Below are 21332 nucleotides of genomic sequence, written 5' to 3' on the forward strand. Positions count from 1 at the left end.
CGAGGGCTGTCCACATCCCGGGATATATCGGGGATCGGGCCGGACCGGTAACCCGCCGACAAACATCGGAGCGCTCCCTTCCGTCTGGGAGAATGGCGAGAAGCCAGCATTCGAGAGAGAAGGACGTGTCGTGGGTCAGAGCGCCCCGAGCAGCACCGAGACCGACTGGGTCTCCCGTTTCGCGGACGAGGTCATCGCCGAGGCGGAGCGCCGAGCCCCGGGCAAAACGATCGTCGTCGCGTCCGGTCTCTCCCCCTCCGGCCCCATCCACCTGGGCAACCTCCGCGAGGTCATGACCCCGCACCTGGTCGCGGACGAGATCCGCCGCCGGGGCCACGAGGTCCGGCACCTGATCTCCTGGGACGACTACGACCGGTACCGCAAGGTGCCCAAGGGCATCCCCGGCGTCACCGAGGAGTCCCACGCCCAGCACATCGGCCGCCCGCTGACCGCCGTGCCCGCGCCCGAGGGCTCCGCGTACCCGAACTGGTCCGAGCACTTCAAGGCCGCCATGGTCGAGGCGCTGGCCGAGCTCGGAGTCGAGTACGACCCGATCAGCCAGACCGAGCAGTACACCGCCGGTACCTACCGCGAGCAGGTGCTGTTCGCGATGAAGCACCGCGGCGACATCGACGCGATCCTCGACCAGTACCGCACGAAGCAGAAGCCGGGCGGCAAGAAGCCGCAGCAGAAGCAGGTCGACGAGGCCGAGCTCGAAGCCGCCGAGGGCTCGGGCGCGGCCGCCGAGGACGACGGCAGCACGGAGGGTACGGAGTACTTCCCGTACAAGCCGTACTGCGGCGAGTGCGGCAAGGACTTCACCAAGGTGACGTCCTACGACGACGAGACCACCGAGCTGACCTACGTCTGCACCGAGGACGAGTTCACCGAGACGGTCAAGCTCAGCGAGTTCAACCGCGGCAAGCTGGTCTGGAAGGTCGACTGGCCCATGCGCTGGGCCTACGAGGGCGTGATCTTCGAGCCCTCCGGCGTCGACCACTCCTCGCCCGGCTCCTCCTTCCAGGTCGGCGGCCAGATCGTCGGCATCTTCGGCGGCGAGCAGCCGATCGGACCGATGTACGCGTTCGTCGGCATCAGCGGCATGGCCAAGATGTCCTCCAGCAAGGGCGGGGTCCCGACCCCGGCCGACGCGCTGAAGATCATGGAGCCGCAGCTGCTGCGCTGGCTCTACGCCCGCCGCAAGCCCAACCAGTCCTTCAAGATCGCCTTCGACCAGGAGATCCAGCGGCTCTACGACGAGTGGGACAAGCTGGAGGCCAAGGTCGCCGACGGCTCCGTGCTGCCCGCCGACGCCGCCGCCCACGCCCGCGCCGTACGCGTCGCCTCCCACGAGCTGCCGCGCACCCCGCGCCCGATGGCGTACCGGACGCTCGCCTCGGTCGTGGACATCACCGGCGGACACGACGAGCAGACCCTGCGCATCCTCAGCGACCTGGAGCCGGACCGGCCGCTGACCTCGCTCGACGAGGTACGCCCGCGCCTGGACCGCGCCGAGAACTGGATCACCACCCAGGTCCCCGCCGACCAGCGGACGCTGGTGCGCGAGGAGGCCGACGTAGAGCTCCTGTCCTCCCTGGACGACGAGGGACGCGAATCGCTGCGCCGCCTCATCGACGGGCTCGACTCGCACTGGTCCCTCGACGGGCTCACCACCCTCGTCTACGGCGTGCCGAAGGTGATGGCCGGCCTGGAGCCGGACGCCAAGCCGACGCCGGAGCTCAAGGTCGCGCAGCGGACCTTCTTCGCCCTGCTGTACCGCCTGCTCGTGACCCGGGAGACCGGGCCGCGCCTGCCCACACTGCTGCTCGCGGTGGGGGCGGAGCGGGTGCGCAAGCTGCTCGCCGTCTGAGGTTCCGCGTACGCGTGGACAGGAGAAGGGCCCGCACCCCCTCGGGGGATGCGGGCCCTTCTCATGTCCGGGTCACGTGTCCGGGCTACGCGATGTGCTCGTTCTCCAGCTCGGTCTGGTAGCGCTGCTTGAGCTGCGGGAAGATCTTGCGGATCAGCGAGGCGCTGCGCGGATGTACCACTCCGTACCGGTCGGCCAGCAGTATGTCGAGCTGCTCGGCGGTCAGGACCTCGCCGTTCTCCTCCAGGTGGGAGCGGAAGACCTCGTACGCCGCCTCCGCGAACTTCACGTCGTCATCGCTCGGCGGCTCGCCCTCCGGGAAGGCCTCCTCCCGGCGGGGACCCGGTATCGCCGGCTCCTGCTCCTCCGGCTCCGGCTGCTCCGGGCCCGTCGGGGGCATGACCGGGGTCGGCTCCAGGCCCTCCACGTACTGCGGGTTGTAACCGCCCTCGTACGCGGCCTGCGGCGCGCGGGGCGCCGCGAACCACGCGCTGTTGTGCGCGGCCGGCATCGCGGTCGGGTCCACCACGAAGGGCGCGGCGTCGGGGTGGCCCTGCGGAGCCTGCGCCCCGCCCGGGCCCTGGACGTACTGGGGCTGCGGCCCGGCGAGCTGGTGCTGCTGCTGCGCGGCATCAGCGGAGGCGGGAGCGGAGGCGGAGGCGGGAGCGGAGGCGGGGCCGGTGACGGCCACAGCCGTCCCCGGCAAGGGCTGCTGCGCACCCCCGGCGTCCCCCGGGACGTGGGCGGCGCCCGCCGGGAGGGCCGCGGCCGCCGGGTCCTGGACCGGGGGCGGCGGGATGAGGAGGGGGTCGATGCCCGCCGCGGCCAGGCCTTCGGGGGCGGTCTGCGAGAGGGGGACGCCTATGCGGGCGAGGCGCAGCGGCATCAGGGCGCCGACGGGGGCCTTGCGGCGCCAGGCGCGGCCGTAGCGGGCCTGCAGGCGGGCCTGGTAGATCAGACGGTCCTGCTCCATGCCGACGGCCTGCTCGTAGGAGCGCAGCTCCCACAGCTTCATCCGGCGCCACAGCTTGAAGGTGGGGATCGGCGAGAGGAGCCAGCGGGTGAGGCGGACGCCTTCCATGTGCCGGTCGGCGGTGATGTCCGCGATCCGGCCCACCGCGTGGCGGGCGGCCTCCACCGTGACCACGAAGAGGATCGGGATCACGGCGTGCATGCCGACCCCGAGGGGGTCGGGCCAGGCGGCGGCGCCGTTGAAGGCGATCGTCGCCGCCGTCAGCAGCCACGCCGTCTGGCGCAGCAGCGGGAACGGGATCCGGATCCACGTCAAGAGCAGGTCCAGCGCGAGCAGGACGCAAATGCCCATGTCGATGCCGATCGGGAAGACCAGCGAGAAGGAGCCGAAGCCCTTCTTCAAGGCCAGGGCGCGCACGGCGGAGTAAGAACCGGCGAATCCGATCCCCGCGATGACGACGGCTCCGGCGACCACCACACCGATCAATATCCGGTGCGTACGAGTCAGCTGCATCGCGGCCACCCGCGATCCCCTCCCCTTGTCGAGCTACGGCAGGGCACAGCGTACGCGCGTACGGGGAAAGGGACGTCGGCGGTCCGCAACCGGGGCTCGGGGCTCCGGCCGGACCGCCGACGGCGCAGTGCGCGCTGACGTCCTAGGAGTTCGAAGGCGAGGGCGAAGTCGGCTGCCCGGGCTGGGCCGACTGCCCCGGCTGCGCGGACTGCTCCGGCTGCTGCGCCCCGTTGGTGGCCGCGACCGAGGCGACGGTCTCCTTCGTCGCCGCGATGGCGGCCTGGAGCAGCTTGGCCTGGTCCGGAGCGGCCGCGCCCTCGTAGGCCGTGCCGTTGTAGTCGAGGGTGATGACGACGTTGTGCGTGCGGGCGATGACCGACGTGTTGAAGAAGTCGCCGTCCTTCTTGGTGGTGAAGGTGACGGACGTGGCCTGGTCGCCGATGTCGCCCGCCTCCTGCGGCTTCACGTTCTCCGCGCCCTCGATGGCCTTCGCCTTCTCGACCTGCTTGGCGTACTCGTCCTCGGCGCGCTTGGTGCCGGTGCCGACCGAGGCGAGGGAGTCGTAGCGGACCAGGGAGATCGAGAGCCAGCGGTACTGCGAGCCCTTCAGGCCGGCCTCGTCCAGACCGTTCCAGGTGCAGGTGGCACGGCTGGTGAGGTCGTTGGACTTGGCGGCGGTGCCGCCCGCGTCCTTCGCCTTCGGGACGATCGTCTCGATGGTCTTCGCGGCGACCACCTTGCACGGCTCCGGCAGCGTGGCGTAGACGGCCTTCTCCAGCGCCTCCTTGGAGGGCTTGGAGCTCGGCTGGGCGGACGAGGACGCTCCGGACTTCTTGCCGCTGTCGGCGCCCGACTTCTCGCCCGAGTCGGACGAGCAGCCGGCGACCGTGAGGATCACCGGGACGGCTGCGCAGGCGAGGACGCGGGTGAGGCGCGAGGCTGATCGGTGCATGATTCCTTCAACGTTGTGGGTCTTCGTGCGGGCTCGTGTGGCCCCTCTTACGGGCGCGGGACCCGAGCAACGGTAGCCCGACCCGGCGCCCGGCTGCTGTGCGCGCCGTCACGACGGGCCCGCACGCCCCCCTGGGACGGGACCGGCTAGTCGTCGAACCGCTCCACGAGCGCCTGCGCCAACTGCCGTGCCCTGTCCTGGGTTTCACCGCTCGGCGGGACCGTGCCGGGGAGCGCGGGCTGGACGCTGTACTCGACGGTGACGATGACATTCGAGGTACGGAACACAATGCGGACCGTGCGGGCCTGCGCTGCGGTGGCGCCGGCCGCGGCGAGGTCGTCGTCGAGGAAGGCCTCGTCGCCGAGCCCTTCGAGGACGCGGGAGCCGAGCTCGGGCGGGGCGGAGGGGCTGGTGCTCGCACTCGCACTCGCACCCGGGCCGGCGCTGCTCGCACCCGTGCTCGGCGTGGGTGCGGGGCTCGGCGTCGCGCCGGGGGCCCCGGGTGTCGGCGCCCCGGACCCGGAGGGTGTCGGGCTCGCCGACGGCACCGGGGCGGGCAGGTTGGCGGCGGTGAGCTGGCGGCCGTAGACCTGCCGCGCCTTGTCGTCGTCGCTCGTGGTGGCCCGGTCGTACGAGACCACGCGCTCGAAGTCCACCGACAGCAGCCGGGTCTCGGTCGGCGTCTGCGCGGTCCAGCGGCAGCCGACGCGCCGGTCGGCGTCGTACGAGGCGTCCGCGACCCCGGCGTAGAGGGCTTCGAGGGCCTCGGGCGTGAGGCCTTCGGCGGCCGGGAGCATCGCCTTGAGCTTCTTGGAGTCGGCGGCCTTGCAGGGCATGGGCAGGCTGCGGTACTTGCCGGGCTGGGCGCCCGGACCGGCGTTCGTGCCGGGCTTCTCGTCGCTGGTGGTTCCGATTCCGCCGCCGCCGTCGGTACAGGCGGTGAGGCCGGCCGTGAGGGCGGCGAGCATCGCGACGGCTGGCAGGACTCCACGTACTCGTACCGTCTTGCGCTGCACGTTCCACCGGCTCCCTTCGGGAAAATGCGTTGCCGCGGCTTGGGCGCGGATGGACACAATGTCTATCGCACACGCTGGTGCCGGCGCCGGTCTCATGTCGTATTTGAGGCTATGAGCGAGGCTTTTTGCGTATGGAGACTTTTCTGCGGTTAACGGGGTGTTGAGGCCAAAATGTCGTATGTAGAGGTGCCCGGGGCGAACGTCCCGATCCGGATGTGGACCGACCCGGCGTCGGTGGAGGACAGCGCGATGCGCCAGCTCCAGAACACCGCCGGCCTTCCCTGGATCAAGGGCCTCGCCGTCATGCCGGACGTGCACTACGGCAAGGGCGCGACGGTCGGCTCGGTCATCGCCATGAAGGACGCGGTCTGTCCGGCGGCGGTGGGCGTGGACATCGGCTGCGGCATGTCGGCGGTGAAGACCTCACTGACCGCGAACGACCTCCCGGGGGACCTGTCGGGACTGCGCTCGCAGATCGAGAAGGCGATCCCGGTGGGGGCGGGGATGCACCGGGAGGCGGTGGATCCGGGGCGGCTGTACGGGTTCTCGGACCGGGGGTTCGGGGATCTGTGGGAGCGGTTCGACTATGTCGCGGATGCGGTGAAGTTCCGGCGGGAGCGGGCGCTGCGACAAATGGGGACGCTCGGATCGGGCAACCACCACCAGGAGATCAACATCGATGATGAGGGGGCTGTGTGGCTGACCCTGCACTCCGGTTCCCGGGGAATCGGCAACCAACTCGCTGATCATCACATCGGCATCGCGCGAGGGCTCTCGCACAACCAAGGGCTGGTCGACCGGGACCTAGCGGTCTTCCTTTCGGCGACGCCGGAGATGGCCGCCTACCGGCATGACCTCTACTGGGCGCAGGAGTACGCCAAGTACAACCGCGCGGTGATGATGAGCCTCATGAAGGAAGTCGTCCGGCGGCAGTTCCGGAAGGCCAAGGTCTCCTTCGAGCAGGAGATCAGCTGTCACCACAACTACGTGGCGGAGGAGCGGTACGACGGAGTGGACCTCCTGGTCACCCGTAAGGGCGCCATCCGCGCCGGCAGCGGCGAGTACGGGATCATCCCGGGCTCGATGGCCACCGGTACGTACATCGTGAAGGGCCTCGGCAACAAGGCCGCCTTCAACTCGGCCTCGCACGGAGCGGGACGGCGGATGAGCCGGACGGCGGCCAAGAAGCGGTACACGGCACAGGATCTGGCGGACCAGACCAAGGGTGTGGAGTGCCGCAAGGACTCGGGCGTCGTGGACGAGATCCCGGCGGCGTACAAGCCGATCGAGCAGGTCATGGAGCAGCAGAGGGACCTCGTGGAGGTTGTCGCCAAGCTTCGACAGGTCGTCTGCATCAAGGGTTGAACCCGAGAGGGGCACCGCACATGCGGTGCCCCTCTCGCGGTGCCCTCGTCTACTGCGGTGGGGTGATGACGCGGCCGCTGCGCATCCGCCAGAGCCGCATCGCACAGCTCTGTTCGGTCCGATCCAGGGTGGCTGCTGCTGCAGCCGGGTCATTGAGGCGGACCAGTTCCTGGTCGTCCCGCACGGTCCAGCGGCGTCGCGGTGGGGCGATTTTCATATCCGCAGGGCGGACCCAGCCTTGGACTGCGTCCGCCTTGGCCTTCTTGTGGTCGAGGGCGAGGCAGCCGTCGTAGTAGAGGTGTGCGGCAAGCTGCTGCGCTGTCTCCTTGTAGTAGCAGACGTTGTAGACGCCGTCTCGCGTGTTGCGTGACGTGGTGCGCTCTGTTCCCGTGAGCTTTTTGCCGTAGTGGCACAGGTAGGCGGCGATGGCCGTACTCGCCGAAACCAGGGAGAGGTAGGGCCATCCCTGGGCGGTCCAGCCGAGGGACCCGTCCGCGTCGATGATTCCGCGGAGATAATCGGGACGCGAGAAGTCCGTGCGTGGTGGCCTGATGGTCAGCGACTTCTTCCCGTAGGGGATGCCGAGCTCGTTGACGATGGTCCGGGCTTCGAGGGAGTGGACGGACCAGGTTGCCGAGTGGATCGTCTCGGCGAAGTTCGTGCTGCGGACGCGCTCGGTGATGGAGCTGTTGTAGGGCGTGAGCTGCTGGAACTCGCGGAGGATGTGGATGTCTCGCACGTTCAGCTCCACCGCGAGGCGGCCGCGCTGTCGACTCTGCTGGGACAGGTGTCCGTCGGCCTGGAGGAAGCCGAACATGTAGGCGTAGCGGGGGTCTTGGAGGTCCATGAAGCGCGCGGGGGCGCTAGGGTCCTGGTCAGCCATGAGGAAGTCACTCTTCCTTGTCGGTGAGGCCCTCGCCCGGGACTGCCATCCCGGGCGGGGGCCGTTTCTGTTGCTGCCGAACCTAGGCGTGAATACAGGTGACTTGGGGCGCTCGGGAAGGCTTCACTCGAACGTATGGTGGAGTGTCACATGTGGCTGAAGGGTGATGAATCCGGCTGCGTGGAGCCGTCAGTCGAGGAGCATGTCCACCGGTAGTTCGAGGGACACCCCGAGGTGGTCGGGGAGGGGGAGCGTCATGCCGCGCTTGAAGGTTCTGCGCAGGCGGTAGCTCGTGGCGCGGGGGTCCGTGTAGATCACGACTTCGTCGTGTCGGCGGTCGGCGATGACGTAGACGGGAACATCGGCCCGGGCGTAGCTCTCCACCTTGGTGCTGGTGTCGTTCGCCCAGTTCGAGGAGGTGACCTCCAGGATCATGCGGAAGGCGTCGGGTCGGAAGCGGTTCTTCGTGATCTCGTGGTCAAGGAAGTCGGCCTCGACGAGGGAGAAATCCGGGACCGCGTAGTCGTCCTCGCCGGTGGGGAGTGAAATGCGGATGCCCTGGAGGATTTCCAGGCCGGCCTTCTCGGTCCCGGCTTCATGGAGGGCCGCGGTGAGCCGGGTCAGGGTCCGGGCGTGCCGCCCGTCGGCTGGTGGTGGTGCCGCAGTGAGCCTCCCCTGGAGGATCTCCACTCGGTGTCCGGGGAGTTCCCTGGAGAGGCGGTCGGCGGCTTCCGCGATCGGGGTCCTGTGGTGGGGCATGGGCGTGGGTACCTCCTTCTGGCGGCTCACGCTGCCGGGGTGTGGTCCTGGGCGTCGACATTTCGCTCGACTTCACCCGTACGGGCACATCCGGCCCGCCGGGGGGCCGGAATCGTCAACTCCGTTAAGGCGTAGGTGGGTTCGGCTGGAGGGAGTCGGCGTCCGGGGTCTTGACGCTGGGAGTTGGTCTAGACCAAGGTGTGCGGCATGTGGAGATCTCGTGCGGTGCTTGCCGCGTTCGCGTCGTTGTCGCTCACCGTTGGCGGAGCTCAGGCTGCTGGTGCCGTCGGGTCCGAGGCTGAGGCTCCGGCCGCTGTCTCGGGCTCGCGGGGCGTGGGGCTGCCGCCCGTCGTGTCGCATGTGCCGACCGGTGAGAAGGTCGTGTTCATCACCATTGATGACGGGTGGGTGCACGATCCCGTTGTTGCGCAGACGCTTGTCGAGCAGCGGGTTCCCGCTTCGCTGTTCCTGCTGCCGGGGGCGTTCTCGTACGACGCCCAGTACTTCACCGGGCTGGTCGCGCAGGGGCGGGCGGTGAACGTGGAGAACCACACCGTCAATCACCCTGATCTGACCGCTCTCGACGCCGCCGGGAAGGACGCCGAGGTGTGCGGGGCCGGGGAGCAGGTCGCCGCGGCCTTCGGGCGAGAGCCGAAGCTGCTGCGGCCGCCGTACGGGGCCGTCAACGACGACGTGCGGCTGGCCGCCAAGGCGTGCGGGGTCAAGGCGCTCATTACGTGGACGCACGACTTCACGACGTGGGGCGAGACGCCGGCCACGCCGCAGTTGCAGGCCGGCGACATCGTGCTGCTGCACTTCACGCCGACGCTCGGCGCGGACCTGAAGCGGGCCCTGGACGCGGCGAAGGCCGCCGGGCTGAAGCCGGCGGCCTTGATGCCGCACCTGAAGAGTGCCGGGCTGGTGAAGTAGGGCCCGTGGGGGCTACAGCTCGCGGTGGAGCTTCGTGTTCGAGGCCTGGGCGCGGGGGCGGACCACCAGGAGGTCGATGTTGACGTGGCTGGGACGGGTCACCGCCCAGGTGATGGTGTCGGCCACGTCGTCGGCGGAGAGGGGCTCGGCCACGCCGGCGTAGACCTTCTCCGCCCGTTCGGCGTCGCCGCGGAAGCGGGTCTTCGCGAACTCCTCGGTCTTGACCAGGCCGGGGGCGATCTCGATGACGCGGACGGGCTGGCCGACGATCTCCAGGCGGAGGGTCTCGGCGAGGACGCGGGCGCCGTTCTTGGCGGCCACGTAGCCGGCGCCGCCCTCGTACGTGGCGTGGCCGGCGGTGGAGGACAGGATGACCACCGTGCCGTCGCCCGAGGCGGTCAGGGCCGGGAGCAGGGCCTGGGTGACGTGGAGCGTGCCGATGACGTTGACCTCGTACATCGTGCGCCAGTCGGCGGGGTCGCCGGTGGCGACGGGGTCGGCTCCGATGGCGCCGCCGGCGTTGTTGACGAGCACGTCGCAGCGCTGGAGCGAGGCGGCGAGGGCGTTGACGGCGGCGCGGTCGGTGACGTCGAGGGCGTGGGCGGTCGCCTCGTGGCCGGCGGCCGTGAGCTCGGCGGCGAGGGCCTCGATGCGGTCCTTGCGGCGGGCGGTGAGGACGACGTGGTAGCCGGCCGCGGCGAGCTGCCGGGCGGTGGCCGCGCCGATGCCGCTGCTCGCGCCGGTGACTACGGCGGTTCGGGTGGCCGTGCTCATGCTGGCTCCTCGTGCGGTCGTACGGGGTGAGTACTGGCCAGCATAGGCGGGTCGCCGCGCAGGTCACCGGCCGCGCGGGGCGTGCGTGATCACGGCCGTGCGGGCGAGGTGGACGAAGGCTCGCCCTCATTCGTGTGATGGTCCGACCATCAGACGGGTGGGAGGGCTAGCGTCCGCGCGTGGAGGTGGTCTCGTGCGCCGAGGTGCCGTACGGAGTGTGGTGATGGCCGGGCTGCTGGTGCTGCTCGGCGGGCTGGGCAGCGGTGTGGGGAGCGCCCGCGCCGGGTCCGGGCCCGAGGCCGGGGCCGGGCCGGAGGCCGAGGCCGAGGCCGATGTGGCCTATCACGGGCGGGTCGCCCTGACCGGGGGCCGGCTGCGGATCCTGCTGGTCCCGGAGAACGAGGGGCCGTCCGCCCTGGTGAACGCGACCCTACGGCTGCGCCTGTCGGCCGACCTCGCGGACCGACAGGAGCTGGCGGAGGGCTGCGCGCGGGCCGGGCTGCGCGAGGTGGTGTGCGAGACCGGGGAGCTGCCGCTGCGCGGACGGGGGCGGCACATCGGGCTGGTGCTGCGGCTGAAGGAGCCGGCCGCGGAGGTGGTGGTGCGGGTCGACACGTGGTGGAACGGCGGCGCCACCGACCGGAACCACACCAACAACGAGCACGTGGTGCTGGCCCTGGACACGGGGGACACGTACGCGTTCTGACGCGGCTGCGGATTGCCCGGCTGCGGAGTGGCCCGTAGGCCGCCTACGGGTCCCGGCGCGGCTGCGCCTGCGTCTGCGTCTGCGGCGCAGGCCCCGTACCGGTCCCGGCGCGTGCGCGGCTACGGGGTGCCGATGCCGCCGAACTCGGCCACGGCCTCGTCGACGATCCGCTCCAGCCGGGCGTGGTGGGCGCCGCGCCAGTAGACGCGCTCGCAGTCGCCGCACTGTGCGAAGACGTCGTACGAGCGCTGCGTGCCGCCCTCCAGCCTGTCGCCGACGCTGTCCTTGTCGGCCTCGCGCAGGGTGCCGTTGCACGCGGTGCAGCGGGTCCACGGCGCGAGGGCCGGGGCGAACCGGCCCAGGATGTCGCGGACCTGCTCGTCGGGGTTGGTGCTGTAGACGTACGCGCCGGCGAACAGCTCGCGGCGGCGCAGCAGTCCGCGGTCGCGGGAGAGCAGGACGCGCTGCTCGGCGGCGGAGCGGGTGGCCAGGGCGGGGTCGCCGATGTCCTCGTTCTCGTACGCCGCGTCCACGCCCAGCAGTCGCAGGCGGCGGGCGAGGGTGCCGAGGTGGACGTCGAGGAGGAAGCGCAGCGGTGTGGTCCCGGGGACGCCGGGGAGGTGCTGGGGGCGGTCGACGCCGAAGACCTCCACGGATTCGCCGGCCCGGGGCACGTGGGCGAGGGGCGTCTCGGCGCCGTCGACGAGGATCCGGCCGACTTCGGTGAGCGGGACGCCGGCCGATTCGACGACGTGGCCGAGGCTGGAGACGCCGTCGGTGGTCGTCGGTACGCGGGTGCCGCGGCGCGCGGGCGCGGCGAACACGTGCAGTTCGGGGGCGAGGGTGAGCTGAATACCGGGTCCGTTCACGGGCCCAGCATGCCATCGCGGGGCGGGGGCCCGCGGCGGATTTACCCGGCCGCGCGCAGGCGCGTACGGCGGGGCCCGTACGGGCCGGGAGCCCGGTCCCGTACGGCCGGTGGTCCTACGCGTCCACCGCCGCGGCGGCCGCGTCGTGCAGCTCGCGGTGGGCGTTGACCTCGTCGAAGTGGTTCTCGGCCCACTCCTTCACGGAGCTGAGCAGGCAGCCGAGGTTGCCGCCGAGGTCGGTGAGCCGGTAGTCGACCCGGGCCGGGACGGTAGGCGTGACGGTGCGGTCGACGAGGCCGTCGCGCTCCAGGGAGCGCAGGGTCTGGGTCAGCATCTTCTGGCTGACGCCGGGGATCCTGCGGCCGAGCTCGCTGTAGCGCATGGTCCGGTTCTCGGCCTCGGTGAGCGCGCTGACGATGAGGCCGACCCACTTGTCGCTGATGCGGGCCAGGAGCTGGCTGGTGGGGCACTCCTTGAGGAAGGCGTCGTAGGCGGCGCGGGCCTCTTCGCGGCGGGCCTCGGCGGTACGGGTGGCCATGGGTGCTGCCCCACTTCCGGGTCGGGTACGCACTCCGAGGTACGTACTTACGAATCGAGAGTAACTCTCCCTAGGTTAGTTCTCACCGGGAACACCGGAACCGGAGAACGAGCCTGCGGAAGAGGCGATGGCCATGAGCGAGACCAAGCGGACGAACGGCCCGACGACGATGCTGGCGGCAGTGGCCGCAGGCTTCGGCGGTCCCGAGCAGGTCGAGGTCGTACAGGTGCCGGTCCCGCGGCCGGCCGCCGGGCAGGTCCGCGTACGGGTCCGGGCGGCCGGTCTGAACCCGGTCGACGGCGCGGTACGGGCCGGGGTCTTCGGCGGCGAGGGGCAGCGCCTCGGCTTCGGCTGGGACCTGGCGGGCGAGATCGACGAGCTCGGCGCGGACGTGGACGGCTGGGCGGTGTCCGATGAGGTGGTCGGCCTGCACTACGGGACGGTGAAGCCGCTCGGCACGCACGCGCAGTACGCGGTGCTCGACGCGTCGGCGCTCGCTCCGGCCCCGGTCTCGGTCGACCGGGTGACGGCGGCGGCGCTGCCGCTGAGCGGCCTGACCGCGGCCCGCGCGGTGGACCTGCTGGAACTCCCGGCCGGGGCCACGGTCCTGGTCACGGGCGCGGCGGGGGCGGTCGGCGGGCTCGCGGTCCAACTGGCGGCGCGGGCCGGCTACGTGGTGACGGCCCTGGCGGGACCCGATGACGAGGCACTCGTACGGTCCCTGGGCGCGGCCCACTTCGTCCCGCGCGGCTCGGCTCCGGCCGCCCCCGTGGACGGCGTCGTGGACACGGCGGTCCTCGGTGGTCCGGCCCTGGCCTTCGTCCGCGACGGCGGCGCCTACGTCGGCCTGATCCCCGGCGCGGCCCCGGCGGCGGAGCGGGGCGTCCGCGTGGTGGAACAGGAAGTCGCGGCGGACGGTGCGCACCTGGCCCGTCTGGTGGCGCTGGTGGACGCGGGGGAGCTGACGCTCCGGGTGGCGCGGACCTTCCCCCTGGCGGAGGCCCCCAAGGCCCACGCCCACCTCGCGGACCCCGGCACGCGGGGCCGCATCGTCCTGACGGCCTGAGGTCACCCCGGGGGCCTCACCCGTGCGGGTGGATCGGGGCAGCCAGTGGGCTCAGGGTGGCCTGCCGTAGCTGCTCGGCCGGGCAGGTGCCAACAGGCTGTGGCCCGTCACTGAAGGCGGCGGCCGGCCGGGCGCCGGCGGCGTGCAGACGAAAGGCCTCCATGTCCACATTCACTGCCGGTCTGAGAAGAACGCTGGAGCGAACCGGGGTTGCGGCCGCCACCGGCCTGGCGTTGGTCCTGACCCTGCCGGGAGCGGCTCTCGCCGCGCCGGGCGACCTCGATCCGACCTTCGACGGCGACGGCAAGGTCGTCACCGACTTCGGCGGATACGACGAGAGCCGCGACATGGCGTTGCAGCCGGACGGCAAGATCGTCACCGTCGGTCTCGCTGAACCTGCGCCGGGCGGCGCGGCCGACTTCGCCCGCCGGGCGACCTCGATCCGACCTTCGACGGCGACGGCAAGGTCGTCACCGACTTCGGCGGATACGACGAGAGCCGTGACATGGCGTTGCAGCCGGACGGCAAGATCGTCACCGTCGGTCTCGCTGAACCTGCGCCGGGCGGCGCGGCCGACTTCGCGCTGGCCCGGTACAACACCAACGGCAGCCTCGACGCCACCTTCGGCGACGCCGGTCGGGTCCTCACCGACGTGAGCGGCGGCAACGAGAACGAGGACGTGGCCAACGGGGTGGCGGTGCAGCCGGACGGCAAGATCGTCGTGGTCGGCCGCAGCGTGGATCCCGTGAGCGGCTGGTACGCGTTCACGGTGGTCCGCTACAACACCGACGGCAGCCTCGACACCGGCTTCGGCGGCGACGGCACCGTGCTCACCGACTTCGGAACGGGCACCTCGCAGGAGGCCTACGCGGTAGCGGTGCGGACCGACGGGAAGATCGTCGCCGCCGGAATGAGCGGGGCCGAGGTGGCGGTGGCGCGCTACAACCCCGACGGCAGCGCCGACACCGGGTTCGACGGCGACGGCGAGGTCACCACCGCCTTCGCGGGCGGCTCCGCGACCGCCTTCGACGTGGCGTTGTCGCCGGCGGACGACAAGATCGTCGTCGCAGGTCGTGCCGGGTACAACTACCCAGCGAACGCCTCCGACTTCGCGGTCGCCCGCTACAACGCGAACGGCAGCCTCGACACCGGCTTCGACGGTGACGGCAGGGTGACCACTGCCTTCGCCGAGGCCGACGTGGCCGGTGGGGTGAAGCTGCAGCCCGACGGAAAGGTCGTCGTAGCCGGGAGCAGCGCCTTCGACTTCGCGCTGCCCGCTACCACACCAACGGCAGCCTCGACAGCGGCTTCAGCGGCGACGGCAAGGTCACGACCGACTTCGCAGCCGGCACCCTGGACGGCAGCTCCGACCTGGAGCTGCAGTCCGACGGCAAGATCGTCGCCGCGGGCATCAGCCAGACCGACTTCGCGGTGGCCCGCTACAACACCGACGGCACCCTGGACGGCGGTTTCGGAACCGGCGGCAAGGTGACCACCGACGTGTACCTGGGCTTCTTCGACACCGCCAGTGCGGTGGCGCTGCAGTCCGACGGCAAGATCGTCCTCTCCGGCAACACCGGCGACGAACGCGGACTGGTCCGCTACCAGGTCGCCGCGACCCCGCCGCCCCCGCCCGGAGTGAACCTGTCCGTCACCAAGACCGGACCTGCCTCCGTGAGCATCGGCGACCAGGCCACCTACACGGTGACGGTGACCAATACGAGCACCACGACGGCGGCCACCGGCGTCACGCTGACCGACACCCTCACCGGACCCGGCTCCCTGCTGTCCGCCACGCCCGGCCAGGGCACCTGCACCACCACGTCCACCAGCGCCGGCTGCGCTCTGGGCTCCCTCGCCCCGGGTGCCCGGGCCACGGTGACGGTGGTCGCCGAACCCCGGGCCACGGGCACCCTGTCCGACACGGCCACGGCCGCTGCCGCGCAAACCGATCCGGTGCCCGCCAACAACACGGCGACGGCGACCAGCACGGTCAACAACGCGCGGGGCTGCACGATCATCGGCACCAGCGGCGCCGACACCCTGACCGGGGGCTACTTCAACGACGTGATCTGCGCCCTCAGCGGCAACGACATCGTCCGGGCTGGCTACGGCAACGACACCGTCCACGCCGGCCCCGGCAACGACAACGTGGACGGCGGCTTCGGCGTCGACACGCTGAACGGTGGTACCGGAAACGACACGCTGACCGGCTACTACGGCAACGACCTGCTCAACACGGTCGACGGCGTCTCCGGCAACGACACCGCCAACGGCGGCTACGGCACCGACACGTGTACGACCGACACGGGCGACACCCGCCTGAGCTGCCCGTAGCCAACGGCATACTCCCCGTCGTGAACGGGTCAGGGCACGGCCCCGGCGCTGCCGTGAGCAGCGCCGGGGCCGTGAGTCACACGTGCGGGTGCGTCGGTATCAGTACAGGCCCTTGTAGATCTGCCAGCCGGTGGCGACCTTCACGCGGCTGGTGAAGGTGCCCTTGCCGGTGCCGGGGATCCGCCAGATGACGCCGGAGGTGTCCCGGGCCAGCAGGTCCGCCTTGCCGTCGCCGTTCAGGTCACCTGCGGCGACTACGGAGTTGTAGGTCGAGCCCCAGCTGTCGGAGATCTTCACCGGCGCCGTGAAGGCGCCCGTGGCGGTGCCGTTCATGCGCCACAGCCGGTTGGCCGTGTCCTGGAGGACCAGGTCGCCGAACCGGTCGCCGTTGAGGTCTCCGGCGCCGAGGATCCTCTTGTAGCCCTTGTACGAGCCGGGGATCTGCACGCGCGGCGCGAAGCCGCTGCTGTACTGGGCGCGGGCGTACCGGTACAGGGCGCCGGTCGAGGCGTTGCGGGCGACGAGTTCGGCCGGGCCGCCGCCGGCGACGTCGCCGGGGGAGGTCAGCACGTCGTACTGGTTCCAGCCGCCGCCGATGAGCTTGTTGGCGGTGCTCGGCGTGACGGTCTTGCCGCAGCCGGGGGTGTAACGGCGGAGCTCGCCCGCGGAGTTGCGGACCAGCACGTCGTTGCAGCGGTCGCTGTCCGCGTCCTTGACCGGGATCGGCAGGGTGCCGGCGGGCCAGCCGTAGCCGGTGGCGGTTCCCTTGAAGGCGCCCGTGGCGCGGTCCCCGAAGATCGAGCGGATGCCACCGCCGCTGGTCAGGACGAGCGCGTCGCCGGTGCCGTCCGGCAGGCCGGCGGCGCTGCCCTGGTCGCGGAGGGGGGCGGTGCCGTTGACGACGGTGACCGTGCCCGTGGCCAGGGTCCGCACGCTGGTGTCACCGGCGGACGGCGTGGCCGTGAGGGTCCACGTCACCGGGCCGTTGGGGGCGGCGACGGTGGTCTTGTCGTCCCCGTAGCCGTCCCACATCAGCGAGGGGCTCAGCGCGGAGCCGCCCTTGATGGTGCGCCGGAAGGTCCCGGTGGCCTCGGTGAGGGTCAGGGTCCAGGAGGAGACGGGTCGGCTGAGCTGCCACCGCGGGGCCCAGTAGCCGCGCATGTGGTCGTACTCCGCCGGGACGGAGGAGCTTGCGACGGTCACCGGCGCGTTCGTGGTGTGCGCGCTCATCAGCCCGATGTCACCTTCGCCGTTCCGGTCCCAGACGGCGGTGGCGCTGCCGTCCGGGCCTGCGGCGATCAGGCCCTTGACCTGGTCGGCGCTGGAGTTCCACAGCCTGGCGCTGCCGCTCCACACGCCGTCCTTGAGGCGCGCCTGGCGCATCTCCTGGCGGTCGGCGCTCTGTGCCCAGGTCGCCCAGACGGTGCCGTCCTTGCCCAGGGACACGGAGTGGTCTGCGGCGTTGATCGAGTGGTCCTTGGTGGAGACCGTGGCGACGGCCGACCAGTGGCCGTCGGTGTGGCCGAGGGTGGCGGAGCGGATGCGGCCCGTGCCGCGGTCCGGGCCGCCGTTCCAGACCAGGGTCACGTCGCCGTCGGGCTCGATCAGCGGCTCGGGGGTCTCTTGCAGGGCCGCCGCGACGGCGAGCGGCTCCGCCGCGCTCCAGGCGGCGGACGCGTCGGCGGCGGTGGCGGTGCGCAGCAGCCGGTCGCCCTGCGCGGGGCGCGGCTCGGACCAGGTCAGGGCCACGGTGCCGGCGGCGGAGCTGGTCAGGGCGGGCTCGCCCAGTTCGGCGGAGGCGGACTCGGCGACCGCGGTGGGGCGGGGCCAGGCGGAGGCGCCAGCCGGCAGCGTGGACGTACGGATGCTGGAGCCGCCGTCCTCGGTCTGCTGGTGGAAGGCGACCACGGGGGTGCCCTTGGCGTCCACGGCGGCCTGGGGGCGGTCGGCCCCGGCGTCGCCGTCCCCGGCCGCGTTGCTGACCTGGGCCGGGGCGGACCAGGCGCCGGCGGCGGAGCGGGTGGCGGCCCAGACCGAGGACTCGGTGCCGTCCGGCCTGCGCTGCTGCCAGGTGACGGCGAGCGTGCCGTCCGCGCCGGCGGCCAGGTCGGGCTCGGACGGGCGGCGGTTCTGGTCCGTGCCGAGCAGGACGGTGGGCGCCGACCACGTGCCCTGGTCGAGGGTGGCGGTGACGACCCGGCCCGGGGTCTTGCCCCCGTCGCCGATGCGGCTCGCCGGGTAGTCGGTCCAGGCGGCGACCACCTTGTTCCCGACGGTCACGAGCCGCCCCTGGCCCGGGTGCTGCGCGGTCACGGACAGCAGGACCGGCGCTCCCCAGACCTCGGTGCCGGCCGGGCGGACCGCCGCGTACATCGCCTGGTCGGCGTTGCCCAGCTCCTGGCTGAAGAGGACGACGTCGGTGCCGTCGTCGGTCCGTACCAGTGCCTGGCTGTCGCTGAAGATCATCTGCTGGGTGACGCTGGTTCCCGCGGTCCACGCGGGCAGTTCCACCGCATGGGCGGTGCCGATCAGCGCCGGGGCGGTGCCGGCCACGACGGCGGCGACGACCAGTGCGGACAGGCCGCGGCGGCGCGGGCCGCGCGCGGGACGGACGGAAGCAGGCTGGTGCACGGATCCCCCAGGGTGCGAAAGCGTGTTACTCGCAAGGGAGACACGCGAAGACCCCGCCGGGTTGTACAGCCGGATCCCTTACTTTCGCCGGGGCCGGAAAGCCCTCGCAGAGGGCCGCCCCCGGTGGGGGAAAGACCGGGTCAGGGCCAGACGAGGCAGTACGGCTGGTGGCCCGCCTCGTGGAGGCGGTGGGAGAAGTCCTGCCACTCGTGGAGCAGCTGGTAGACGTTGAAGGCGTCGCGGGGGCCGCCGCGGTCGGGGACCGTGGACCAGATGAAGGCGGCGGCGCCGACCGATTCCTCGCCGATGCCGCGCAGCGGGTCGACGACGGTCATCGGGAGCTTCACGACGGCGTAGTCGGGGTGGAGGACGACCAGTTCCAGCGGGGGCACCTTGTGCAGGGGTATGCCCTCGATGCCGGTCAGGACCATCGCGGCGACGGTTTCCGGCTTGATCTTGCTGAACATGCCGCCCATGCCGAGCTCGTCGCCGCCGAGCTCCTCCGGCCGCATCGTCACCGGGACGCGCGCGGCCGTGGCTCCGTCGGGGGCGCCGAAGTACTTGTACGTCACGCCCATGCCGCGGCCTCTGGGGAGGCCGTCGGGGTCCACCGCGCTGCCCGGTACGTGTTCTGCCGCGTCCGTGGCACGGCGGCGGTGCTTGCCGCGGCGACGTTCCCGGGCGCGCTGCGGGTCCAGGCCGTCCGTGCCCTCGCCCGGTCCACCACCGCGTTGCATATCTCCACCCGACGTGTCTTGCCTGCCCCGGCCCCGTGACCCCCGCCACGCAGCCTGATCATCATGGCAGTGACCTCCCCCGGGGCGGCGCGGTGAAACGCCCGTCCGCAAGTCAGTCGCGGCCTGATGAGACCATGGCTGGTGTGAGCTACCCGTACCCGTATGAAGCCAAAGTCTCGCAGACTCTCTTTGACCGCGCGTCCCTCGTGACGCCTGGCGGCGTGAACTCTCCGGTGCGCGCCTTCCGCGCCGTGGGCGGAACGCCCAGGTTCATGGTGTCCGGTACCGGTCCGTACCTGACCGATGCCGACGGGCGCGAGTACGTCGACCTCGTCTGCTCGTGGGGGCCGATGATCCTCGGCCACGCCCACCCGGCCGTGGTGGAGGCCATCCAGGCCGCCGTCGTCCGCGGCACCTCCTTCGGTACTCCCGGTGAGGGGGAGGTCGCGCTCGCCGAGGAGATCGTCGCGCGGATCGAGCCCGTGGAGCAGGTGCGCCTGGTGTCCTCGGGCACCGAGGCGACCATGTCCGCGATCCGCCTCGCCCGCGGGTTCACCGGCCGCGCCAAGATCGTCAAGTTCGCCGGCTGCTACCACGGGCACGTGGACTCGCTGCTGGCCGCGGCCGGCTCCGGGCTCGCGACCTTCGCGCTGCCGGACACCCCCGGGGTGACGGGCGCGCAGGCCGGGGACACGATCGTGCTCCCGTACAACGATCTGGAATCGGTCCGGGCGGCCTTCACCGCGCACCCGGGCGAGATCGCCTGTGTGATCACCGAGGCCGCGCCCGGCAACATGGGCGTCGTGACCCCGGGGGAGGGCTTCAATCAGGGGCTCGCCGACCTGTGCCGGGCGAACGGCGCCCTGTACATCTCCGACGAGGTCATGACCGGTTTCCGTACCTCGCGCGCCGGCTGGTACGGCGTGGACGGGGTGAAGCCCGACCTGATGACCTTCGGCAAGGTCATGGGCGGCGGCTTCCCGGCCGCGGCGTTCGGCGGGCGTGCGGACGTCATGGGCCACCTGGCTCCCGCGGGTCCCGTCTACCAGGCGGGCACGCTGTCCGGTAACCCGATCGCGACGGCCGCCGGTCTCGCGCAGCTGCGGCTGCTGGACGAGGCGGCGTACGAGAAGGTCGACGCGGTGTCGCGCCAGATCCAGGGGCTGGTCACCGAGGCGCTCACCAAGGAGGGCGTCGCGCACCGGCTGCAGACCGCCTCCAACATGTTCTCCGTGTTCTTCACCGAGGACGAAGTCCGCAACTACGACGACGCGAAGAAGCAGGAAGCCTTCCGCTTCAACGGCTTCTTCCACTCGATGCTGGCGCAGGGCGTCTACCTGCCGCCGTCGGCGTTCGAGTCGTGGTTCGTGTCCACCTCCCACGACGACAAGGCGATCGAGCGCATCGCGGCCGCCCTGCCGGCCGCCGCCCGGGCCGCCGCGGAGGCCACCGCATGAGCGCCGGAGCGAGCGCCGGAGGCAGTGTCCCCGCCGAGGGCAACGAGATCACCGTCGTCCACGTGGTGCGCCACGGCGAGGTGCACAACCCGGACGGGGTGCTGTACGGCCGCCGCGCCGGCTACCACCTCTCCGAGCTGGGCCGCAAGATGGCGGACCGGGTCGCCGAGCACCTGGAGAACCGGGACGTCACCTACGTCGTGTCCTCCCCGCTGGAGCGGGCGCAGGAGACGGCCGCGCCGATCGCGAAGTCGCACGGGCTGGACCTGGCGACCGACGGCCGCCTCCTGGAGGCGGGCAACGTCTTCGAGGGCAAGACCTTCGGGGTCGGCGACGGCGCGCTGCGCCGGCCCGCGAACTGGAAGCACCTGACGAACCCGTTCAAGCCGTCCTGGGGCGAGCCGTACGTCGAGCAGGTCGTGCGGATGATGAGCGCGATCGAGTCCGCCCGTGACGCGGCCCGCGGCCACGAGGCGGTGGCGGTCAGCCATCAGCTCCCGATCTGGATCGTGCGGAGCTTCGCGGAGAAGCGGCGGCTGTGGCACGACCCGCGCCGCCGCCAGTGCACGCTGGCCTCGCTGACCTCGTTCACGTACCAGGGCGACCGGCTGGTGTCGGTGGGCTACAGCGAGCCGGCCCGGGACCTGGTCCCGGCGCACCTCCTCGCGGGGGCGAAGCCGGTGAAGGGCAAGTCAAAGGCGTTCGGCGCGTAGGCCCTGGCCGGGCGGTACGGATGACCGGGCGCGGCCCCCTGGGGCCGGGCCCGGAGCCCTGGGCCCGGCCGGCCCCCCGGGCCGGGGCCGCCGAGCCGGCCCCCCGGGCCGCAACCCCCGGGCCGCAACCCCCGGGCCGCAACCCCCGGGCCGCAACCCTCGTGCCGCAACCCCCGGGCCGAAACCCCTCGGTCCGTGCTCGCTCGGTCAAGACTGGGCCTAATTTCATACAAGTTGACCGAC

18 protein-coding genes and 2 pseudogenes are annotated in these 21332 nt (G+C 71.7%); 10 read left to right on the forward strand and 10 right to left on the reverse strand.

What is annotated here, in order from left to right; all coding sequences use genetic code 11:
* The first annotated feature begins 130 nt into the window (after positions 1-130).
* Positions 131-1870, forward strand: coding sequence for a lysine--tRNA ligase (lysS, locus tag AC3IYI_RS23170; RefSeq protein ID WP_489405576.1), 1740 nt, complete (start codon positions 131-133; stop codon positions 1868-1870).
* 85 nt (positions 1871-1955) lie between these two features.
* Here lysS and AC3IYI_RS23175 read toward each other — a convergent pair whose 3' ends face one another.
* The 3 genes from AC3IYI_RS23175 to AC3IYI_RS23185 all read right to left on the reverse strand — a co-directional run bounded on the left by AC3IYI_RS23175 (position 1956) and on the right by AC3IYI_RS23185 (position 5324).
* Positions 1956-3365, reverse strand: coding sequence for a DUF2637 domain-containing protein (locus AC3IYI_RS23175; RefSeq protein ID WP_489405577.1), 1410 nt, complete (start codon positions 3363-3365; stop codon positions 1956-1958).
* A 133-nt stretch (positions 3366-3498) separates the two neighbouring features.
* The gene (locus tag AC3IYI_RS23180; protein WP_489405578.1) at positions 3499-4308 is read right to left on the reverse strand and encodes a DUF3558 family protein; all 810 of its coding nucleotides are present in this window, start codon (positions 4306-4308) and stop codon (positions 3499-3501) included.
* Positions 4309-4454: 146 nt separating this feature from the next.
* A complete protein-coding gene (locus AC3IYI_RS23185; RefSeq protein WP_489405579.1) occupies positions 4455-5324 on the reverse strand; it encodes a DUF3558 domain-containing protein in 870 nt (289 codons plus the stop codon).
* Between the two features lie 171 nt (positions 5325-5495).
* Here AC3IYI_RS23185 and AC3IYI_RS23190 point away from each other — a divergent pair, with 171 nt between their 5' ends.
* A complete protein-coding gene (locus AC3IYI_RS23190; RefSeq protein WP_489405580.1) occupies positions 5496-6689 on the forward strand; it encodes an RtcB family protein in 1194 nt (397 codons plus the stop codon).
* A gap of 49 nt (positions 6690-6738) precedes the next feature.
* Here AC3IYI_RS23190 and AC3IYI_RS23195 read toward each other — a convergent pair whose 3' ends face one another.
* Together AC3IYI_RS23195 and AC3IYI_RS23200 are read right to left on the reverse strand one after the other, a co-directional pair.
* Positions 6739-7572 (reverse strand): hypothetical protein, encoded by an 834-nt coding sequence (locus AC3IYI_RS23195; protein ID WP_489405581.1) that lies wholly within the window; start codon positions 7570-7572, stop codon positions 6739-6741.
* Positions 7573-7761: 189 nt separating this feature from the next.
* Positions 7762-8331, reverse strand: a complete 570-nt coding sequence (locus tag AC3IYI_RS23200; RefSeq protein ID WP_489405582.1) for a Uma2 family endonuclease — start codon at positions 8329-8331, stop codon at positions 7762-7764.
* 225 nt (positions 8332-8556) lie between these two features.
* On the opposite strand from AC3IYI_RS23200, the gene AC3IYI_RS23205 reads away from it, so the two are divergent.
* Positions 8557-9261: a polysaccharide deacetylase family protein gene (locus AC3IYI_RS23205; protein ID WP_489405583.1), complete on the forward strand. Its 705-nt coding sequence runs from the start codon at positions 8557-8559 to the stop codon at positions 9259-9261.
* Positions 9262-9273: 12 nt separating this feature from the next.
* Here the strand turns inward: AC3IYI_RS23205 and AC3IYI_RS23210 are convergent, their stop codons facing one another.
* Positions 9274-10035: an SDR family oxidoreductase gene (locus tag AC3IYI_RS23210; RefSeq protein WP_489405584.1), complete on the reverse strand. Its 762-nt coding sequence runs from the start codon at positions 10033-10035 to the stop codon at positions 9274-9276.
* 193 nt (positions 10036-10228) lie between these two features.
* Here AC3IYI_RS23210 and AC3IYI_RS23215 point away from each other — a divergent pair, with 193 nt between their 5' ends.
* Positions 10229-10741: a hypothetical protein gene (locus AC3IYI_RS23215; protein ID WP_489405585.1), complete on the forward strand. Its 513-nt coding sequence runs from the start codon at positions 10229-10231 to the stop codon at positions 10739-10741.
* Between the two features lie 119 nt (positions 10742-10860).
* On the opposite strand, the gene AC3IYI_RS23220 is transcribed toward AC3IYI_RS23215, so the two are convergent.
* Together AC3IYI_RS23220 and AC3IYI_RS23225 are read right to left on the reverse strand one after the other, a co-directional pair.
* Entirely contained in the window at positions 10861-11610 is a 750-nt protein-coding gene (locus AC3IYI_RS23220; RefSeq protein ID WP_489405586.1) for a Mut7-C RNAse domain-containing protein, read from the reverse strand.
* Positions 11611-11725: 115 nt separating this feature from the next.
* Positions 11726-12148 (reverse strand): winged helix-turn-helix transcriptional regulator, encoded by a 423-nt coding sequence (locus AC3IYI_RS23225; protein WP_489405587.1) that lies wholly within the window; start codon positions 12146-12148, stop codon positions 11726-11728.
* Between the two features lie 169 nt (positions 12149-12317).
* Between AC3IYI_RS23225 and AC3IYI_RS23230 the strand changes: the two genes are divergently transcribed.
* The 4 genes and pseudogenes from AC3IYI_RS23230 (at position 12318) to AC3IYI_RS23245 (ending at position 15551) form a co-directional block, all read left to right on the forward strand.
* Positions 12318-13214 carry an NADP-dependent oxidoreductase gene (locus AC3IYI_RS23230; RefSeq protein ID WP_489411628.1) on the forward strand — a complete coding sequence of 299 codons (897 nt, stop codon included), beginning with the start codon at positions 12318-12320 and terminating at the stop codon, positions 13212-13214.
* Positions 13215-13659: 445 nt separating this feature from the next.
* Positions 13660-14445, forward strand: a pseudogene (locus tag AC3IYI_RS23235) (delta-60 repeat domain-containing protein); the annotation flags it as partial.
* A gap of 68 nt (positions 14446-14513) precedes the next feature.
* Positions 14514-15140, forward strand: a pseudogene (locus AC3IYI_RS23240) (delta-60 repeat domain-containing protein); the annotation flags it as partial.
* A 30-nt stretch (positions 15141-15170) separates the two neighbouring features.
* Positions 15171-15551, forward strand: coding sequence for a calcium-binding protein (locus AC3IYI_RS23245; protein ID WP_489411629.1), 381 nt, complete (start codon positions 15171-15173; stop codon positions 15549-15551).
* A 99-nt stretch (positions 15552-15650) separates the two neighbouring features.
* Here AC3IYI_RS23245 and AC3IYI_RS23250 read toward each other — a convergent pair whose 3' ends face one another.
* Together AC3IYI_RS23250 and AC3IYI_RS23255 are read right to left on the reverse strand one after the other, a co-directional pair.
* On the reverse strand, positions 15651-18182 hold the full coding sequence (locus AC3IYI_RS23250; RefSeq protein ID WP_489405588.1) for an FG-GAP repeat domain-containing protein: 2532 nt from the start codon (positions 18180-18182) through the stop codon (positions 15651-15653).
* 140 nt (positions 18183-18322) lie between these two features.
* Positions 18323-18760 (reverse strand): hypothetical protein, encoded by a 438-nt coding sequence (locus tag AC3IYI_RS23255; RefSeq protein WP_243340142.1) that lies wholly within the window; start codon positions 18758-18760, stop codon positions 18323-18325.
* Between the two features lie 293 nt (positions 18761-19053).
* Here AC3IYI_RS23255 and hemL point away from each other — a divergent pair, with 293 nt between their 5' ends.
* Both hemL and AC3IYI_RS23265 read left to right on the forward strand, forming a co-directional pair.
* Entirely contained in the window at positions 19054-20376 is a 1323-nt protein-coding gene (gene hemL, locus AC3IYI_RS23260) for a glutamate-1-semialdehyde 2,1-aminomutase (RefSeq protein ID WP_489405589.1), read from the forward strand.
* Positions 20373-21089, forward strand: coding sequence for a histidine phosphatase family protein (locus tag AC3IYI_RS23265; RefSeq protein WP_489405590.1), 717 nt, complete (start codon positions 20373-20375; stop codon positions 21087-21089). The genes hemL and AC3IYI_RS23265 overlap by 4 nt, the downstream gene beginning before the upstream one ends.
* Positions 21090-21332 lie beyond the last annotated feature (243 nt).

The sequence above is a fragment of the Streptomyces sp. GL_148 genome (genome assembly GCF_057834205.1).

What these genes read in the sequence shown, in the direction of transcription:
- AC3IYI_RS23230 (WP_489411628.1), top strand. Translation starts at nt 12,318, where the DNA reads ATGCTGGCGGCAGTGGCCGCAGGCTTCGGCGGTCCCGAGCAGGTCGAG.
- AC3IYI_RS23180 (WP_489405578.1), bottom strand. Translation starts at nt 4,308, where the DNA reads ATGCACCGATCAGCCTCGCGCCTCACCCGCGTCCTCGCCTGCGCAGCC.
- AC3IYI_RS23265 (WP_489405590.1), top strand. Translation starts at nt 20,373, where the DNA reads ATGAGCGCCGGAGCGAGCGCCGGAGGCAGTGTCCCCGCCGAGGGCAAC.
- AC3IYI_RS23195 (WP_489405581.1), bottom strand. Translation starts at nt 7,572, where the DNA reads ATGGCTGACCAGGACCCTAGCGCCCCCGCGCGCTTCATGGACCTCCAA.
- AC3IYI_RS23190 (WP_489405580.1), top strand. Translation starts at nt 5,496, where the DNA reads ATGTCGTATGTAGAGGTGCCCGGGGCGAACGTCCCGATCCGGATGTGG.
- hemL (WP_489405589.1), top strand. Translation starts at nt 19,054, where the DNA reads ATGGCTGGTGTGAGCTACCCGTACCCGTATGAAGCCAAAGTCTCGCAG.
- AC3IYI_RS23210 (WP_489405584.1), bottom strand. Translation starts at nt 10,035, where the DNA reads ATGAGCACGGCCACCCGAACCGCCGTAGTCACCGGCGCGAGCAGCGGC.
- AC3IYI_RS23200 (WP_489405582.1), bottom strand. Translation starts at nt 8,331, where the DNA reads ATGCCCCACCACAGGACCCCGATCGCGGAAGCCGCCGACCGCCTCTCC.
- AC3IYI_RS23225 (WP_489405587.1), bottom strand. Translation starts at nt 12,148, where the DNA reads ATGGCCACCCGTACCGCCGAGGCCCGCCGCGAAGAGGCCCGCGCCGCC.
- AC3IYI_RS23255 (WP_243340142.1), bottom strand. Translation starts at nt 18,760, where the DNA reads ATGGGCGTGACGTACAAGTACTTCGGCGCCCCCGACGGAGCCACGGCC.